Raw genomic sequence first — 17,604 nt, 5'->3', positions numbered from 1 at the left:
CTCACCGGCCGACTCCCCTTACGATGGCGGGCGTTCGCCCCACGATGCCGTGCGAAGACCTCGGAAGAGCGGAGTGACCGGTTGCCAAGGCCGACGAGTTACGAGAGTGCCCACCGCGAGAGCCTCCTGGACCCGACGGCCTTCTGGGGCCGCGCGGCCGAGGCCGTCGACTGGTACGTGCCGCCCGCCACGGTCCTGGACGCCGACGCGCCGGCCGCGCCCCGCTGGTTCGCGGGCGGTGAGCTGAACACCTGTCACAACGCCCTGGACCGGCACGTCCTGGCGGGGCACGGGGACCGTACGGCGCTGATCCACGACAGCCCCGTCACCGGCACGGTCCGCAGTCTGACCTACCGCGAACTGCTCGACGAGGTCGCGCGCACCGCGGGCATGCTCGCGGAACTCGGCGTCGGCAAGGGCGACACCGTCGTCATCTATATGCCGATGGTGCCCGAGGCGGCCGTGGCGATGCTGGCGTGTGCGCGCATCGGCGCCGTGCACTCGGTGGTGTTCGGCGGCTTCGCGGCCCCCGAGCTGGCGGCCCGCATCGACCACGCGCGCCCCAAGGTGGTGCTCTCCGCGTCGTGCGGCATCGAGGTCGACCGGGTCATCGCGTACAAGCCGCTCCTGGACGCCGCTCTGGAGCAGTGCGCCCACCGCCCGGAGGCGTGCGTGATCCTCCAGCGGCCGCAGGCGGAAGCGGAGTTGCGTGCCGGACGGGACCTCGACTGGGCGGACGCGGTCCGTTCGGCGCCCGCCGCCGGCTGTGTGCCGGTGGCCGCCACGGACCCGCTCTACATCCTCTACACCTCCGGCACGACCGGCTCCCCCAAGGGCGTGGTCCGCGACAACGGCGGCCACGCCGTGGCGCTGCGCTGGAGCATGGAGCACATCTACGACGCCCGGCCCGGCGAGGTCTTCTGGACGGCGTCCGACGTCGGCTGGGTCGTCGGCCACTCGTACATCGTCTACGCGCCGCTGCTCGCCGGCTGCACCACGCTCCTGTACGAGGGCAAGCCCGTCGGCACGCCCGACGCGGGCGCGTTCTGGCGCGTCGTCGCACAGCACCAGGTGCGCACCCTGTTCACCGCGCCGACGGCGATCCGCGCCATCAAGCGCGACGACCCGAAGGGCACACACCTGGCCGGGCACGACATGTCGTCGCTGCGCGCCCTGTTCCTCGCGGGCGAGCGCCTGGACCCCGACACCTACCACTGGGCGCGTGAACTCCTCGACATCCCCGTCGTCGACCACTGGTGGCAGACCGAGACGGGCTGGCCCATCGTCGCCAACCCGCTCGGCATCGAGGCGCTGCCCGCCAGGTCCGGCTCACCCGGCAGGCCGATGCCGGGCTGGGACCTGCGCGTCCTCGACGAGGCGGGCGAGGAGTGCCCGCCCGGCACGGACGGCACGCTGGCCCTGCGCCTGCCGCTCCCACCGGGCAGCCTCACCACGCTGTACCGCGACGACGAGCGGTTCGCGTCCACCTATCTGAGCCGCTACCCCGGCCACTACCTGACCGGTGACGGCGGCCATGTCGACGAGGACGGCCACGTCTTCGTGATGGGCCGCCTCGACGACGTCATCAACGTCGCGGGACACCGGCTGTCCACCGGAGCCATGGAAGAAGTCCTCGCCGACCACCGGGACGTCGCGGAGTGCGCGGTGGTGGGCGTCGCGGACGAGCTCAAAGGCGAGCTGCCGCTCGGCCTCGTCGTGCTGCGCCAGGGCGTGGACCGCCCCGCCGCCGACATCGAGGCGGAGCTGCGCTCCCTGGTGCGGTCCCGCATCGGCGCCGTCGCCACCCCGCGCCGGGTGGTGGCCGTGCCGCGCCTGCCCAAGACCCGCTCAGGGAAGATCCTGCGCGGCACGGTCCGGGCGATCGCCGACGGCCGGGACTACACCGTGCCCGCGACGATCGAGGACCTCGGGGTCCTCGACGAGATCACCGCGTCGCTGCGGACGGGCGGCGCGTGACGGCTCATGGCACGGGCTTTTCAGGAACCGGCGTGGATCTGCATCTTGAGGGCGTCGATGTTGCGGAAGCCCTTCGCCTCCACGTGGTCCCCGGAGCTCTCGCCGCGGATGCGCCGCCCGATCCACGGCACCAGGTACTCGCGCGCCCAGTGGATGTCGTCGCGGCGCACCTCCAGCGTGCCGCGCGGCGGCAGCGGCGGCCATGCCTGGTCGGGGTCGGCGGGCACGTCCAGCCCCAGCACCTGGCCGGCCCGCAACGCCACGCGCGTGTGGCCCTCGGCGGAGAGGTGCAGCCGGTCGCCGTCCCACGCCCGGCGGTCCTGGACGGTCTTGAGGGACCACAGGTCGAGGACGGGGCAGCCGTAGCGGTCCGCGATGGCGCGGACGTGCATGTTGTACGTGGCGATCTTGCCGCGCAGGTGCTTGAGGACCGCGACGCCGCGGGTGTCGAAGCCGGTGGTCACCATGACCGTGCCGACCGCTGACGAGAGGTCGGCGACGGCGCGCTCGAACCGCTCGGCGACCTCGTCGGGGTCGGTGCCGGGCCGGATGATGTCGTTGCCCCCGGCGCAGAAGCTCACCAGGTCGGGGGCGAGCTCCTTGGCGCGCGGCACCTGGTCCTCGACGATCTGGTCGAGGAGTTTGCCGCGGACGGCGAGGTTGGCGTACCGGAAGGTGTGCTCGGGCACCCGGTCGTCGAGCAGGACCGCGAGGCGGTCGGCCCAGCCGACGAACGTGCCGTCGGGGGACGGGTCGCCCACGCCTTCGGTGAAGCTGTCGCCGAGCGCTGCGTAGGAGTTGATCACTCCGGTGTTGATGGAGTGGTGGATGAAGGTTGTCGACTCTGCGCTCACGACGTCACATCCTTCACCTCTCTAAGTGACCTACGCCACCGTAGGGAGGGGTTGACGGAGGGTGAGATAAGCCACCGGTCAAGATTCACCCAACTTCGGAATAAGTGCCAGTCCCGTCCGGCGGTCCTTTCCCGGCGATGCCTCCTCGGTTGACATGCAGCCATTCGGCTGCCAATCATGGAGAGGCAGCCGTGCGGCTGCATGACTGGGGGTGGCAGACAGTGGACGCGGCGTTCAAGGCGCTGGCCGATCCGGTCCGGCGGCAGCTGCTGGACCGGTTGCGGGACCGCAACGGACAGACCCTGCGGGAGCTGTGCGCGGGCCTCGACATGGCCCGGCAGTCGGTGAGCAAACACCTCGCGGTCCTGGAGGGCGCCGAGCTCGTCACCACGGCGCGGCAGGGACGGGAGAAGCTGCACTACCTGAACGCCGCTCCGATCAACGCCATCGCCGAGCGTTGGATCAGCCGGTTCGACCGCGAACGGGCCCACGCCCTCGCGGACCTGAAGAGAGCATTGGAGCAACCGACCATGAACAGCGACAGCATCGACGACAGCACGACGTTCGTGTACACGACCTACATCCGCACCACCCCCGAGCGGCTCTGGCAGGCCCTGACCGACCCGGCCTTCACCCGCCGGTACTGGGGCGTGAGCTTCGGCACCGACTGGACCCCGGGATCGCCCATGACCTGGACCGAGACGGGCGCCACCACGGAGGACCCCGAGCAGGTCGTCCTCGTCCACGAACCGCACCGCAGGCTGGCCTACACCTGGCACACCTTCAGTCCGCAGTGGGCCGAGGCGAACGGCATCGACGAGGAACTGCGCGCCCGACTCGCGAGCGAGCGGCGTTCCCGGGTCACCTTCGACCTGGAGCCCGAGGGCGACCGGGTGAAGCTGACCGTCACCCACGAGTTCGACGGAGCGGACACGCTGAAGTCCATGTGCAGCCAGGGCTGGCCCGCCATCCTCTCCAGCCTCAAGACCCTCCTGGAGACCGGCGAACCCCTGGCCTGACGTGCCACGGGAGGGCTGCGACGCGGAGACGTGACGGGCCACCGCCGAGACTTGATCGCCCCGGGAAGCCATGTCGTATCGTCAAAGACGCATCTACCGGCGAGCCGCGCCGGCGCAGAGCCCGAGGAGAGCCCGTGACGCAGGAGTCCCCGCCGACAGAGCTGGCAGCACTGGTGGAGCTGTCGGAGCCCGACCTCGCCGGAGTGCGCAACTTCCGTGACGTGGGCGGGCTGCCGACCGTGGACGGGCGGCGCGTCCGCCGGGGCAGGCTCTTCCGCAGCGGCCACCTGGCGCACGCCACCGCCGACGACGCCGCGTTCCTCTCCTCGCTCGGCCTGCACACGATCTTCGACTTCCGCAACGACGCCGACCAGCGCCTCGAAGGTCCCGACATCGAGCTGCCCGGCGTGCGCAACGTGAACCTGCCGCTGACCGACCCGGCCGACGGCGCCGAGTTCTGGAAGATGGTGCGCGACGGCGACCTCGACCAGCTGCGCTCGATCCTCTCCGACGGCAGGGCCGCCGACCGGATGGGCGCCGCGTACCGGACGATCATCAAGGAGCGCACCGCCGAGCACAGCAAGGTGCTGCACGCGCTCGCCGAGGACAGCGTGCCCGCCCTGATGCACTGCGCGGCGGGCAAGGACCGCGCGGGCCTGTCCATAGCCGTCACGCTCCTCGCCGTGGGCGTGGAGCGCGACGCCATCGAGGCGGACTACCTCAAGTCGAACGTGAAGCACCGCCGCTACAAGGTGCACCGCTCGGACAGCTCCCCGAACGCGATGTCGCCCGAGGTCATGGAGCTCCTCGACCCGCTCTTCGACGCCCGCGCCGAGTACCTGGCGGCGGCGTACGAGACGATCGACGAGACCTGGGGCGACGTGGACACGTACCTCTCCGCGGGTCTGAAGCTCAGCGCCGAGACGCGCGAGAGGCTGCGCGAGCGCCTCCTCGACTGAGCAGGACCGCGCCGGACCGAGCCGCTACTTACTGTTCGCGCCCACCTCGAAGAGCAGGTAGAGGAAGGCCGCGAAGACGTGGCCGACGGCCACATAGATGATCAGTCGGACCCAGAGCGCCCGGGGAAACTTCTCCTCCATGGTGTTGCGGGCGGGCCGCTCCGGCTGAACAGGGCTCTGCTGTTCCGGTTCCGTCATGTCGGGTCTCCCTGAGTGGGGCCGCCGAGGCACAGCGCGGTGGCGGGGCTCTGCAGCAGCGTGTGGACGAAGAGGAGGTCGGCGCCGCCCGGGTCGGCGGCGGCGATCCGGTGCGGGGTCAGCGAGTCGAAGTGCGCGCTGTCGCCCGGACCGAGGAGGTGCGCGGTGTCCCCGAGGCGCAGCCGCAGCCGCCCCTTCAGGACGTACAGCCACTCCTCGCCGGGGTGGACGCGCACGATGTCGCCCTGCGCCCCGTGCGGCACGTGCACGCGCAGCGCCTGCATGCCGCGGCCGGAGGCGCCCGCCTGCCAGTAGGCCCAGCCGCCGGCCGCGGTCGGTTCCATGTCCGAGGCGCGGACGACCGCGTCCCGGTCCGCGACCGTCTCGCCGAGCAGCTCCGAGACCGTCGTACCGTAGACACGTGCGAGCGTGAGCAGCATCGGCAGGGAAGGCTGGCGCTGCCCGGTCTCTAGGCGGGAGAGGTGGGCGGGCGAGAGCCCGGCCGTGCGGGCCGCGGCCTCCAGGGTCAGGGAGGCGCGGCGGCGCAGTTCACGCAGCTGGGGTGCCACGGCGGGGAGCGCTTCGGCCGCCTCGGGCGGCGGTGCGGGCTCCGTGGGCTCGGCAGGGCTCATACCTTGATTGAGCCAGAGCCTTGCCTCTCGGGCAACTTTCTTGCCCGAGAGGCAAAAACGACGGACCGCCTCTCGTCTACCTGTTCGCGACCGCCTGCTTCACCAGCGTCCTGCCGAAGTCCCACATCAGTCCGCCGCCTCCGTGCGCGTCCTCCATCACCGCGGTGAAGGCGTCCACGAAGCGGTCCACCTCCCGCTCCCCCACGGTCAGCGGCGGGATCAGCTTGATGACCTCCAGGTGGTCCCCGGAGACCTGCGTGAGGATGCGGTGCTTCTGCAGCAGCGGTACGACGACCATCTGCGCGAAGAGCCCCTTGCGGGCCGCCTGCAGCATCGTCCACCGGCCGCGCAGCTTGAGGGACCTGGGGCGTCCGAACTCGATGCCGATCATCAGCCCGCGGCCGCGCACCTCGCTCAGCAGCTCGTAGCGGTCGACGAGGGCGGCGAGCCGGGACTTCAGGAGCTCGCCCGTGACCCGGGCGTTCTCGACGACCTTCTCGTCCTCGATGACCGACAGGACGGCGAGCCCGGCCGCCATGGCCTGCGCGTTGGAGCCGAAGCTCGCCGAGTGCACGAGCACCCGGTCCATCGACGAGTAGACCTTCTTGAAGATCCAGTCCTTGCCCAGCGTCGCGCCGACCGGCACATAGCCGCCCGACAGCGCCTTGGCGACGCAGACCAGGTCGGGCTCGATGCCCTCCTCGTGCTGGTAGGCGTAGAAGTCACCGGTCCTGCCGAGGCCGGTCTGCACCTCGTCGGCGATGAGCAGCGCCTTGTGTCGGTGCAGCAGCTCCTGGGCGGCGCGCAGATAGCCGGGCGGGGTCTCGTGCACGCCCTTGCCCTGGATGGGCTCGACGATCAGCCCGGCGACGTCGCCCTTCTGCAGCTCCCGGGCGAGCGCGTCCAGGTCGCCGAGCGGGACCGCGGTGTCGGGCAGCAGCGGCGCGAAGCCGTCCCGGAAGCCGTCCTCGCCGTTGACGGAGAGGGAGCCCGTGGTGAGCCCGTGGAAGGCGTGCGCGCAGTAGAGCACCCGTGGCTTCCCGGTCGCGTAGCGGGCGAACTTCAGCGCCGTCTCGACCGCCTCGGTGCCGCTGTTGCCGAAGAAGACGCGGTCCAGGTGCGGGCTGTGCCTCAGCAGTTGCTCGGCGAGCAGCCCGGGCAGGGGCTGGCAGTCGAAGCGGGTGAGGTCGGCGAGCGAGGCGTCGAGGACGTCGTGGAGCGCCTTGCGTACGACGGGGTGGTGCCGGCCGAGCCCCATGACGCCGAAGCCCGCGAGCATGTCGAGGTAGTCGTTGCCGTCCGTGTCCCAGAAGTACGCGCCCTCGGCCCGTTCGTAGACCTTGTCGAAGCCGATGGTGTGCAGCATGCGCGGCAGCTGGTGGTTGAGGTGCCGGGTGTGCAGTTCGTACCGTTCGGCGCCCCGCTCGGCGAGAAGCCGGCCGAGGTCGAACTCCTTGGTCATACGTCGTACTCCTTGCCTGGGCCCTGCTGGTGCGCGCCGTCCTTGGCGGTCAGCGTGGCGCTGATGCGTCCTGCGATCTCGACGGGGGTGAGCCCGAGGTCGGCGAGGACCTCGCCCCGCTTGGCGTGCGCCAGGAACTGCTCGGGGATGCCGAACCGCCGCACCGGTACGTCGACTTCGGCCTCGCCGAGCGCGAGCGCGACCGCCGCGCCGACCCCGGAGGCACGGCTGTTGTCCTCGACGACCGCGACGAGGCGGTGGCGTGCGGCGAGGCCGGGCAGCTCGGGGTCGACGGGCTTGACCCAGCGCGGGTCGACGACGGTGCAGCGCAGACCGCGCTCCCGGAGCAGCTCGGCGGCCTGGAGACAGACCGGCGCCATCACCCCGACGGCGACGAGCAGCACCTCCGCGTCCGCCGACGCGTCGCCGAACAGCACGTCCATGCCGCCGATCCGGTCCACGGCCGGGATCGCGGGCCCCACCGACTCCTTGGGGAAGCGCAGGAGCGTCGGCGCGTCGTCGACGGCGACCGCTTCGCGCAGCTGGGCCCGCAGTTGGTCGGCGTCGCGCGGCGCGGCGATCCGCAGCCCCGGCACGACCTGGAGGATCGACATGTCCCACATGCCGTTGTGCGAGGCGCCGTCGACGCCGGTGACCCCGGCCCGGTCGAGCACGAACGTCACCCCGCACCGGTGCAGCGCGACATCCATCAGGAGCTGGTCGAAGGCGCGGTTGAGGAACGTGGCGTACACGGCGACGACCGGGTGCAGGCCGCCCGTGGCGAGCCCGGCGGCGGACACGGCGGCGTGCTGCTCGGCGATGCCGACGTCCCAGACCCGGTCGGGGTAGGCCTCCGCGAACTTCGTCAGGCCGACGGGGCCCAGCATGGCCGCGGTGATGGCGACGACGTCGTCGCGCTCGGCGCCGATGCGGACGATCTCGTCCCCGAACACGGAGGTCCAGGACGGGCCGTTGGACGGCGCGAGCGGCTCGCAGGTGAGCGGGTCCATGACGCCGACGGTGTGGAAGCGGTCCGCCTCGTCGGCGAGCGCGGGTTCGTAGCCGCGGCCCTTCTCGGTGAGGCAGTGGACGAGTACGGGGCCGTGGAAGCGCTTGGCACGGCGCAGGGCCGACTCGACGGCTCCGATGTCGTGCCCGTCGATCGGCCCGACGTACTTGAGCCCCAGATCCTCGAACATGCCCTGTGGCGCGAACGCGTCCTTGAACCCCTTCTTGGCGCCGTGCAGCGACTCGTACAGCGTCTGCCCGACGACGGGCGTGCGCTGCAGGATGTCCTTGCCCCAGGCAAGGACGCGCTCGTAGCCGTCGGTCGTGCGCAGGGTCGCGAGGTGGTTGGCGAGGCCGCCGATGGTGGGTGCGTACGAGCGTTCGTTGTCGTTGACGACGATGATCAGCGGCCGGTCCTTCGCGGCCGCGATGTTGTTCAGGGCCTCCCAGGCCATGCCGCCGGTCAGCGCGCCGTCCCCGATGACGGCGACGACGTGGCCGCGCTCGCCGAGGACCTGCCGCGCCTTGGCGAGGCCGTCCGCCCAGCCCAGCGCCGTCGAGGCGTGGCTGTTCTCGACGATGTCGTGCTCGGACTCCTCGCGCGAGGGGTAGCCGGAGAGGCCGCCCTTGCCGCGGAGCTTGGAGAAGTCCTGGCGTCCGGTGAGCAGTTTGTGGACGTAGCTCTGGTGGCCGGTGTCCCACACGAGCCGGTCGACCGGCGACTCGAAGACGCGGTGCAGGGCGATGGAGAGCTCCACCACCCCCAGATTGGGGCCGAGATGGCCGCCCGTCCTGGCGACCGCGTGCACCAGGAACTCCCTGATCTCCCCTGCCAGTTCGTCGAGCTCGGCCCCGGAGAGCCCCTTCAGATCCCGTGGCCCCCTGATGGTGTCGAGAATGGTCATGCTCGAGCCCCCTCTCTGGTTGTTCCCCCGGAGGCCCGGGAAACGGGCCTCCGGGGGTCACGACGTCACCCGCGGTTTCCGGAGACCGTCTCGCGGGCCGCGCGGATGGACTCCTTGAGGGAGCCCATCGTGGCCAGAACGGCGGTCGGTTCGTAGCCGCAGTGCGCCATGCAGTTGGCGCAGCGCGGGTCCTTGCCGCGGCCGTACTTGCTCCAGTCGGTCTCCTCGATGAGCTGGCGGTACGTGGGGACGTACCCGTCGCTCATCAGGTAGCAGGGGCGCTGCCAGCCGAAGAGCGAGTAGTTCGGGATGGCCCACGCGGTGCACGGGAAGTCCGCCTTGCCCTCGAGGAAGTCCAGGAAGAGCGGCGAGTGGTTGAGCCGCCAGCGCCGCCGGTTGCCGCCCGCGAAGGCCTTCTTGAACAGCTCGCGGGTCTGCTCGACACCGAGGAAGTGCTCCTGGTCGGGCGCCTTCTCGTAGGCGTAGGCGGGCGACAACATCATCTCGTCGACCTTCAGGTCGTCGTTGAGGAAGTTCAGGACCTCGATGATGGTCTGCGGGGTGTCGGTGTTGAAGAACGTCGAATTGGTGGTGACCCGGAAGCCGCGCTTCTTGGCCTCCTTGATGGCGGCCACGGCCTCGTCGAAGACGCCTTCCTTCGCGACGGACTCGTCGTGCCGCTCCCGCATCCCGTCGATGTGCACGGCGAACGCGAAGTACGGCGAGGGCTCGAACTTCTCGATCTTCTTGCGCAGCAGCATGGCGTTGGTGCAGAGGAAGACGTACTTCTTCCTCGCCACCAACTGCCGCACGATCTCATCGATCTGAGGGTGCATCAGCGGTTCGCCGCCGGCGATGGACACCATCGGGGCGCCGGACTCCAAGACGGCGCCCACGGCTTGGGCCACCGGCATGCGCTGCTTGAGCACCCCGGCCGGATGCTGGATCTTGCCGCAGCCCTCGCACTTCAGGTTGCAGGCGAAGAGCGGTTCCAATTCGACGATCAGCGGGAACTTGTCGCGCTTGCGCAGCTTCTGTTCAAAGAGATACGTAGCGACCTTGATGGACTGACGAAGCGGCATGGCCATCTGGCTCACCTCCGGGGGAGCAGCGAAGAACGGTGCCATTCAAAGAAAGCGGGGAGCACGGCACGGAGAACACGGAAAGCTGATATTCCACCGCGCACCGTGCCGATGCGGACGAGTTCGTGCTGTGGGGCATCCACGACCACCCGGACGGCGGCAACGGGCCGCTGACCGGTGCGTACGGCGCTGTGCAGCGTCGCGGCGGACTCCATGTCCACGGCGATCGCGCCCGTGGCCAGGAGGGCGCCGCGCTCGGCGCCGCGGACGACGTGGTCGGAGCCGGTGAGCGGTCCGGTGTGCACGGTGCGGCCGGGCACGGCCCGCACCAGCTCCTCGACCAGCAGCCCGGTTCCCGTGCAGGGTGTGCTGCCGCGCGCGTCCCTGGTCTCCTCGGCGACGACGAGGTCGCCGGGGTGCATGCCGGGGGCAAGTCCGGCACAGAAGCCGGTGGCCAGTACGGCCGCGTCGCGCAGGGTGTGCTGTCCGAGCGCGCCGGTGACGGCGCGCTCGGCGTTCTTGGGGCCCATGCCGGTGCGCAGCACGGTCATGTCTCCCGGCGCGCCCTTGCGGTCGCCGGTGCGCAGGGCGAAGCGCTCGATGCCGAGCGCGCAGGCGATCAGCAGCGGCGCGGGGCCCGGCCGGGGGGCCGGGGTCCTGTCCATCAGCTGCCCTTGGCGGGGCGGGCGCCGGAGCCGCCCGCGAAGGGCTCCCCGTTGATGTACCTGCCGAGGGCGGTGAGCGGGAACACCTGCCGGTACAGGTGGTAGTTGATGGAGAAGTCCCAGGGGAAGCCGGTGCCGGTGAAGTACGGCTCGTCCCACGAGCCGTCCGCGCGCTGCGCCTCGACGAGCCAGGCGATGCCCCGCTCCGTCGACTTGGCCTCCCGCTCCCCCGCCGACAGGAGGGCCAGCAGCGCCCACGCGGTCTGCGACGCGGACGACGTGCCGTGACCGACCCAGCCCCGGTCGCGGTAGGAGCGCAGGTCCTCGCCCCAGCCGCCGTCGTCGTTCTGCACCGACTCGACCCACCGCACCGCGCGCCGGATCGCCGGGTGCGAGGCGGGCAGTCCCGCGGTGATCAGGGCGGGCACCACCGACCCGGTGCCGTAGATGTAGTTGACGCCCCAGCGTCCGAACCAGGCGCCGTTCTCCTCCTGTTCGGCGAGGAGCCACTCGATGCCGCGCCGGGTGCGCGGGTCATGGGACCTGCCCTCGACGGCGAGCATCTCCACGACGTGTCCTGTGACGTCGGCGGACGGCGGGTCGATGACCTCGCCGAAGTCGCAGAACGGCAGCCGGTTGGGGAAGGGGCTGGTGTTGTCGACGTCGAAGGCGCCCCAGGCGCCGTTCTTCGACTGCATGCCGAGGTTCCAGCGGACCCCGCGGTCGATGGCGTTCTCCAGGCGCGCCTTGTCGGGGTGCGCGACCCTGCGCAGCGCGAGGGCGACCTCCGCGGTGTCGTCGATGTCGGGGTAGTTGTCGTTGTGGAACTCGAACGCCCAGCCGCCGGGCGTCAGTCGGGGTCTGCGCACGGACCAGTCGCCCGGCCGCACGATCTGCTCGCCGAGCATCCAGTCGGCGGCCTTGACCAACTGCGGGTGGTCGGCGGGCACTCCGGCGTCGGCGAGGGCGATCGTCGCCAGGCAGGTGTCCCACACGGGCGACTGGCAGGCCTCGATCATCCGCGAGCCGTCCTCGCGCCACACGGCGAACCGGTCGAGCGAGGCGAGTCCGGCCTTCAGGACGGGGTGGTCCAGGTCGTAGCCGAGCAGGTGCAGCGCGATGACGGAGTAGACGGCGGGCGGCTGGATCCCGCCCCAGCAGCCGTCGTTCTCCTGCCGCTCGATGATCCAGCGGGCTGCGCTGTTCATCGCGGCCCTGCGCAGCGGGCGCGGCGCGACCTTGTGGTAGACGTGCAGCGCCTTGTCGAGCCGCTGGAAGACACCGTCCCAACTCGCCACGGGTGCGAGGGGTTTGGTGGGGTTCGGTACGCGCGCGTCGGTGTGCAGCTCGTCCAGTGCGAACGGGGCGGGGCGCACGGGCCGCTTGGCGGACACGATGGTGAGCGGCACTATCGTCTGCCGCGCCCAGCAGCCGAAGTCGTAGATGTTGAGCGGGACCCACTTGGGGAAGTAGATGAGCTCCGGCGGGAGTTCGGGCAGGTCGTCCCACTTCCACCAGCCGAAGAGGGCGAGCCAGATCCGGGTGAAGACCCGGGCCTCGGCGATGCCGCCCCGGTCGCGGATCCACGCGGAGGCCCTCGCCATGTGGGGCTCGTCGGGCCGGTCGCCGGCCAGCCGCAGTGCGACGTACGCCTCGATGGTGGTGGAGAGTTCGCCGGGGCCGCCGTAGAACGTGGCCCAGGTGCCGTCGTCGCGCTGCTCGCCGCGGATGAAGAGCGCGGCGGCGCGCGTGGTGTCCTCGTCCCTGATCCCGAGGAACTGCCGCAGGAGGAGGTCCTCGGCATCCATGGTCACGTTGGTCTCGAGGTCGCCCTTCCACCAGCCTTCGGCGTCCTGCCGGGCGAGCAGGAAGTCCGTGGAGCGCCGCATGGCGCGCGCGGCGGCCTCGCGGGGGTCTGTCGCGGTCGTATCGGTCAGGTCTACGGGTTCGGTGGACTGGCTGGCCGAGGCTGCGCGGGGCGTGGCCGCTCCGGTGCTTCCGTCGGTCGTCGCTGTCATGGCTTCCCCTTCGTGCAGTGCGGTGGCTACGTCTGCTGTGGGTCCGCCGTCGGCCGACGCGTCACGCCGGCCGGCGACTGCCTGTGGGTCCGGGGGCCTCCCCCCGGGTCACCCGGATATCCGCGCGATAGTGCTCATCTCTCTCGTACGACGACGAAGTCGGCGAGCGCGACGAGCTGCGCCCGGATACGGTCCGGCATCTGGACGTGGTCCAGGGCCTCGATGGCGATGGCGTGCTGGCGCCTTGCCTCCTTGGCGGTCCACTCGCGGCCGCCGGCCTCCTCGATGAGGGCGGCGCGCGCGGCGAACTCGTCCTCGGAGAAGTTCTCGAAGTCGCTGCTCTTGGAGTCGGCGGTGAGCAGCTCGCCGAGCCGCTCGGACGCGGGACCGCCCGCGGCCAGGGCGGCCACCACGGGCAGCGACTTCTTGCGCTGGCGCAGATCGCTCCACGTCTGCTTGCCGGTGGCCTCGGGGTCGCCCCAGATGCCGAGCAGATCGTCCACGGCCTGGAAGGCGAGGCCGAGGTGGTACCCGTACTTCTCCAGGGTGTCGGCGGTGTGGTCGTCCGCGCCGCCCAGTACGGCACCGATGGAGACCGCGCAGGCGAGGAGGGCGCCGGTCTTCTTGCCCTCCATCTCCAGGCACTCCTCGACGGTGACCCGGTCGCGGTGTTCGTAGCTGATGTCCTGGGCCTGGCCGTCGATCAGGGCGCGGGTGGCGGTGATGAGGCGGCGGGTGGCGCGGCCCGCCTCGACGGTGCCGAGTTCGAGGAGGATCTCGTTGCCGAGCGCGAAGAGTGCGTCGCCGACGAGGATGGCCTGCGCGGGGCCGTGCACCTTCCACACGGTGTCGCGGTGGCGGCGCTGCTCGTCGCCGTCCATCAGGTCGTCGTGCAGCAGCGAGAAGTTGTGCACGAGCTCGACGGCGACCGCGCCGGGGACGCCGACCTCGGGGGGCGCGCCCGCGGCCTCGGCGGAGAGCAGGGCGAGCGCGGGCCGCACGGCCTTGCCGCCGTCGCCGTCGGAGGGGTTGCCCTCCGCGTCGATCCAGCCGAAGTGGTAGGCGGCCACGGTGTCCATGGGCGGCGCGAGACGGTCCACCGCGGCCCGCAGCACCGGGGTGGCCAGCGTCCTTCCTTGCTCGAGCAGTGAGGTCACGTCCACCGTGTCGGCAGCCGTTTTCTCGGCCGAGGGCACAGTCGGCACAGTTTCTCCTCTTGTTCCGGTGCTGTTTCGCTGGGGACCTGACCCCAGAAGGTCGAGCTTCACGCCGCCGCCTCCTCGAATGCGAAGAGGTGATCACGGGGGCGGTCGAGGGTGGAGAGGGCGGCTTCGGCCGCGCTGATGCCGCTGCGTACGGCGCCCTCCATGGTCGCGGGCCACCCGGTGGCGGTCCACGCGCCCGCGAGGTACAGGCCGCGGGCCTTCGTGCGGGCACCGGGGCGGAGCCTGCCGACACCGGGGGTGGGCGCGAAGGTCGCCGTGCGCTCGCGGGTGACGAAGAAGTCCCGTACCTCGGCGCCGTGGGCCGCTGGCAGCAGCCGCTCCAGCTCGGGCAGATAGCGCTCTCGCAGGGCGGCGACGGGCGCGTCGATCTCGTCCCGCGCGTTCGACTGCGAGAGCGCCAGGTACTGCCCCTCGGTCAGTCCGGAGGCCTCGGTCCGGTCGAAGACCCACTGCACCGGCGTGCCGATGGCGGCGAAGAAGGGCCGCTTCAGGACCTTCCTGTCGTACACGACGTGGATGTTCAGGATCGGCGCGGTGTCGATGTCGAGCAGCCGGTCGGGCTGGTCGAGGGCGCCGTCGGGAAGGAGGTCGTGCGTCTCGTGCTGCGGCACGGCGAGCACGACGGTTTCCGCCTCGATGGTCCCGCCGGGAACCTCCACGCGCCAACCGCCGTTGTCCGTACGGGAGATGGAGGTGACGCGTGCCTTTAGTTCCGTACGTACTCCCGCGGCGTCGAGCGCCTTGCGGGCCAGCGTGTCGTGGAGATCACCGAGGGGCACCCGGGACCAGCCGATGTCGGCGGCGCCCGGTTCGGAGAGCAGCCCGGTCTTGAACACCATCGCGGCGAGCCCGAGCGAGGCGTCGCCCGCGGTGGCGTTGAGCGTCGCGACGCCCACGAGATCCCAGAGGGCCTCGATGGCGCGCGCGGACTGACCGTTCCTGGCGAGCCAGCTGCCGAAGTTCTGACCGTCGAGCACGGGGTCGGCCGGGTCGAGTCCCTTGAGGGCGAGCGCCGCGCGGCCCACCTTGGCGCGCTCGACGGCCGACAGGTGCGGGTAGGTGGCGAGGCTCGCCGCGAGGTGCAGCGGCACGGGGAGCGCGGTGCGCCTGAGGCGCCCGAGCCGGTTGCGGTCGGCGTCGAGGACGGGCACGTCGAGACGTTCCTGCACGGGTGCGAGGTGTGTGCCGTCGATGCGGTCGAGGAACCAGCGGTAGGCGGTGCAGCAGCGCAGATAGACGTGCTGGCCGTTGTCGACGGTCAGGGCGCCGCGCCGGAAGGAGAACGCGAGGCCGCCGAGCCGCGGCCGTCCTTCGAGCAGCGTCACGCGCAGGCCCGCGTCGGCGAGCGCGAGTGCGGCGGTGACGCCCGCGAGGCCGCCGCCGACCACTACGGCGGCCGCCCCTGCGGAGCGGCCTTCGGCGTCCTCGGTCAGCCCCTCGGGCTGCATGTCTTCCCTCGTCATGCACCCACCCCTTCGGCCGTTGCAGTCTGGGACGCGACCTTGGAGCGGAGGGTTGCCCGCCGCTTTGCGAACGTTGCCCCAACTGCCCCACGATCGCTCCGGATGCGCATCACACACGCCTCCGGACGGTCTGTCGTGACACGTTCCGCGCGTCGAGACCGGACAGTCCGCGCACGGCGACGTACGCCTTCTCGCGCCCGGGGAGCGAGACGCGGCCGCGCAGGACCGCCTCCGGCTCGCGCTCGATGCGGTCGAGGAGACGTCGGTAGATGCCGGCCATGGCGGCCACGCAGGCGCCGCTGCGCCGGTCCAGCATGGGCAGCAGGCGGTAGCCCTCGGCGAACAGGGCACGCGCGCGGCGCACCTCGAAGTGGACGAGGCCGGCGAAGTCGGCTCCGGCGGGCGGTTCGGAGCCCGCGAACCCGGCGGAGCAGCCGAACTTGGCGAGGTCGTCGGCGGGCAGATAGGTCCGCCCGTCCAGGGCGTCCTCGCGAACGTCCCGGAGAATGTTGGTCAGTTGGAGCGCGAGACCGAGCGTGTCCGCGTACTCGGGCGCACGTTCGGCGTGGAGCGCCCCCCGCTCCGTGCCGAACACGCCGAGCGAGAGCCGCCCGATGGCCCCGGCGACGCAGCGGCAGTAGACCTTGAGGTCCTCCCACGTCTCGTACGTCTCACCACGTACGTCCTTCAGGACGCCGTCGATGAGTTCGTCGAGGCCTTCCAGCGGGATGGGGAAGTGCGCGGCGGCGTGGGCGAGGGCGACCGCCACGGGGTCGGTGTCGTCCTCGTGCACCTCGCCCGCGCGGATCCGGGCGACCAGCGCGCGGGTGTCATCGAGCCGCTGCGCCTTGACGTCCAGGGCGAGCTCGCCGTCGCCGATGTCGTCGACCCGCCGGGAGAGGGCGTAGAGCGCGGACATCGCCCGGCGCTTGGGCGTCGGCAGCAGTCTGATGCCGTACGCGAAGTTGCGCGCCTGGCTGCCGGTCACGGCCTCGCAGTAGCTGTAGGCGGCGAGCACCGACGCGGATACGTGCTGATCCGACTCCACGGCCCGGCTCACCCCTCTCCTCGCAGTACTGCACCCGTCTCGCGCAGCAGACGCGGCTTGGTCGGCTTGGGCGGCCCGGGCAGGACGTCGTACCCGGCGGTGACGATCGCCCGGGTGGCCGCCCTCCCCCCTGCCACGAAACCGGCCAGCAGCAGCTTCAGCCTGCCGTGGACGCTACCCACCAGGGGGGTGCCTTCATTCAGCAGGCCGCGGGCGCGTTCCACTTCGAATGCGACCAGGGCGCGCACCGATGCGCCCGCCGTCGGCAGGGCCAGATCTGACTCACTCACGTGGAACCGCTTCATGTCCTCGACAGGCAGGTAGATGCGGCCGCGCCGCAGGTCTTCGGCGACGTCCTGGATGTGCTCGACGATCTGCAGGCCGGTGCAGACAGCGTCCGAGCGGCGGACGCGCTCCGGGGTCTCCGTCCCCGTGATGGCCAGGACGAGGCGGCCGATGGGGTTGGCGGAGAGCGCGCAGTACGCGACGAGGTCGTCGTACGTCTCGTAGCGCGTGATCACCTGGTCCTGGCGGTTGGCCTCGATCAGGGCCAGGAAGGGGGCGGCCGTCAGGGTTCCGCGTTCGGCGGCCGGGCGCAGCGCCCGCACCAGCGGGTGGCCGGGCTCGGCGCCGGCGAAGACCTTGTCCAGGTCGGCCTCGACGGCGTCCAGGAGCGGCAGGGGTTCGTCCGTGTCGGCGTCGAGCCCGAGGTGGCGGGCGTGGCCGGCGCCGGGGGCCAGGTCGCCGTCGCCGATGTCGTCGATGAGGCGGACGACGCCGTAGACGGCCATGAGGTCGTCGCGCCAGGCCCGGGGGAGGAAGAAGGGCGCGACCGGAAAGTTCTCGTCCGCGGCCTTGGCGAGGACGGCGGAAGCATCGCGGAGCTGGAGATCATCCGTAGCCATTGCCGTCACATCTCCCGTTCTACACTGCCGACCCAATACATCCTATTTCGGACACGCCGCCCGGCTCTCTCCGAGGTGGGCCGTGCTCCGAAGCGGGGCACCGCGCGATATCGCCCCACTTGCCGCGAATCAGCACCTGTACAGCTTACGTTGTACAACCCAACACGCATCGTCGGGGTGTTC

15 protein-coding genes are annotated in these 17,604 nt (G+C 71.2%); 3 read left to right on the top strand and 12 right to left on the bottom strand.

Translation table 11 applies throughout. The features are described from left to right. Positions 1 to 81 precede the first annotated feature (81 nt). The gene (locus tag DEJ49_RS31905; protein WP_223833059.1) at positions 82 to 1,977 is read left to right on the top strand and encodes a propionyl-CoA synthetase; all 1,896 of its coding nucleotides are present in this window, start codon (positions 82 to 84) and stop codon (positions 1,975 to 1,977) included. 20 nt (positions 1,978 to 1,997) lie between these two features. Here DEJ49_RS31905 and DEJ49_RS31900 read toward each other — a convergent pair whose 3' ends face one another. Next, positions 1,998 to 2,783 (bottom strand): SGNH/GDSL hydrolase family protein, encoded by a 786-nt coding sequence (locus DEJ49_RS31900; RefSeq protein ID WP_150188613.1) that lies wholly within the window; start codon positions 2,781 to 2,783, stop codon positions 1,998 to 2,000. A gap of 269 nt (positions 2,784 to 3,052) precedes the next feature. Between DEJ49_RS31900 and DEJ49_RS31895 the strand changes: the two genes are divergently transcribed. Then, a complete protein-coding gene (locus tag DEJ49_RS31895; protein ID WP_150188612.1) occupies positions 3,053 to 3,850 on the top strand; it encodes an ArsR/SmtB family transcription factor in 798 nt (265 codons plus the stop codon). Positions 3,851 to 3,984: 134 nt separating this feature from the next. Next, positions 3,985 to 4,809, top strand: coding sequence for a tyrosine-protein phosphatase (locus DEJ49_RS31890; protein ID WP_411757215.1), 825 nt, complete (start codon positions 3,985 to 3,987; stop codon positions 4,807 to 4,809). 24 nt (positions 4,810 to 4,833) lie between these two features. On the opposite strand, the gene DEJ49_RS31885 is transcribed toward DEJ49_RS31890, so the two are convergent. The 11 genes from DEJ49_RS31885 to hpnC form a co-directional block, all read right to left on the bottom strand. Next, a complete protein-coding gene (locus tag DEJ49_RS31885; protein WP_150188610.1) occupies positions 4,834 to 4,950 on the bottom strand; it encodes a DUF6126 family protein in 117 nt (38 codons plus the stop codon). Positions 4,951 to 5,003: 53 nt separating this feature from the next. Then, positions 5,004 to 5,639 (bottom strand): helix-turn-helix domain-containing protein, encoded by a 636-nt coding sequence (locus tag DEJ49_RS31880; protein WP_150187319.1) that lies wholly within the window; start codon positions 5,637 to 5,639, stop codon positions 5,004 to 5,006. A gap of 76 nt (positions 5,640 to 5,715) precedes the next feature. Next, positions 5,716 to 7,101, bottom strand: coding sequence for an aspartate aminotransferase family protein (locus DEJ49_RS31875; protein WP_150187318.1), 1,386 nt, complete (start codon positions 7,099 to 7,101; stop codon positions 5,716 to 5,718). Then, positions 7,098 to 9,014, bottom strand: a complete 1,917-nt coding sequence (gene dxs, locus DEJ49_RS31870; RefSeq protein ID WP_150187317.1) for a 1-deoxy-D-xylulose-5-phosphate synthase — start codon at positions 9,012 to 9,014, stop codon at positions 7,098 to 7,100. The genes DEJ49_RS31875 and dxs overlap by 4 nt, the downstream gene beginning before the upstream one ends. Positions 9,015 to 9,079: 65 nt before the next feature. Further along, positions 9,080 to 10,102 (bottom strand): adenosyl-hopene transferase HpnH, encoded by a 1,023-nt coding sequence (gene hpnH, locus DEJ49_RS31865; RefSeq protein ID WP_150187316.1) that lies wholly within the window; start codon positions 10,100 to 10,102, stop codon positions 9,080 to 9,082. Between the two features lie 5 nt (positions 10,103 to 10,107). Then, the gene (locus DEJ49_RS31860) at positions 10,108 to 10,761 is read right to left on the bottom strand and encodes a 1-hydroxy-2-methyl-2-butenyl 4-diphosphate reductase (RefSeq protein ID WP_150187315.1); all 654 of its coding nucleotides are present in this window, start codon (positions 10,759 to 10,761) and stop codon (positions 10,108 to 10,110) included. Continuing rightward, positions 10,761 to 12,779, bottom strand: a complete 2,019-nt coding sequence (shc, locus tag DEJ49_RS31855; protein ID WP_150187314.1) for a squalene--hopene cyclase — start codon at positions 12,777 to 12,779, stop codon at positions 10,761 to 10,763. The genes DEJ49_RS31860 and shc overlap by 1 nt, the downstream gene beginning before the upstream one ends. A 134-nt stretch (positions 12,780 to 12,913) precedes the next feature. Continuing rightward, positions 12,914 to 14,047: a polyprenyl synthetase family protein gene (locus DEJ49_RS31850; protein WP_150174609.1), complete on the bottom strand. Its 1,134-nt coding sequence runs from the start codon at positions 14,045 to 14,047 to the stop codon at positions 12,914 to 12,916. Then, complete coding sequence (hpnE, locus tag DEJ49_RS31845; RefSeq protein ID WP_150188609.1) at positions 14,044 to 15,453, bottom strand: hydroxysqualene dehydroxylase HpnE; 1,410 nt, start codon at positions 15,451 to 15,453, stop codon at positions 14,044 to 14,046. The genes DEJ49_RS31850 and hpnE overlap by 4 nt, the downstream gene beginning before the upstream one ends. Before the next feature lie 124 nt (positions 15,454 to 15,577). Then, positions 15,578 to 16,528 carry a presqualene diphosphate synthase HpnD gene (hpnD, locus tag DEJ49_RS31840; RefSeq protein ID WP_150187313.1) on the bottom strand — a complete coding sequence of 317 codons (951 nt, stop codon included), beginning with the start codon at positions 16,526 to 16,528 and terminating at the stop codon, positions 15,578 to 15,580. Then, positions 16,525 to 17,421, bottom strand: a complete 897-nt coding sequence (gene hpnC / locus DEJ49_RS31835; RefSeq protein WP_150187312.1) for a squalene synthase HpnC — start codon at positions 17,419 to 17,421, stop codon at positions 16,525 to 16,527. The genes hpnD and hpnC overlap by 4 nt, the downstream gene beginning before the upstream one ends. Positions 17,422 to 17,604: the final 183 nt, after the last annotated feature.

The organism is Streptomyces venezuelae (genome assembly GCF_008642335.1).
In the GTDB taxonomy this organism is placed as follows: Bacteria; Actinomycetota; Actinomycetes; order Streptomycetales; family Streptomycetaceae; genus Streptomyces; species Streptomyces venezuelae_F.
The sequence above is the reverse complement of the archived record's forward strand: the minus strand, read 5'-3'. Positions and strand labels throughout refer to the sequence as shown.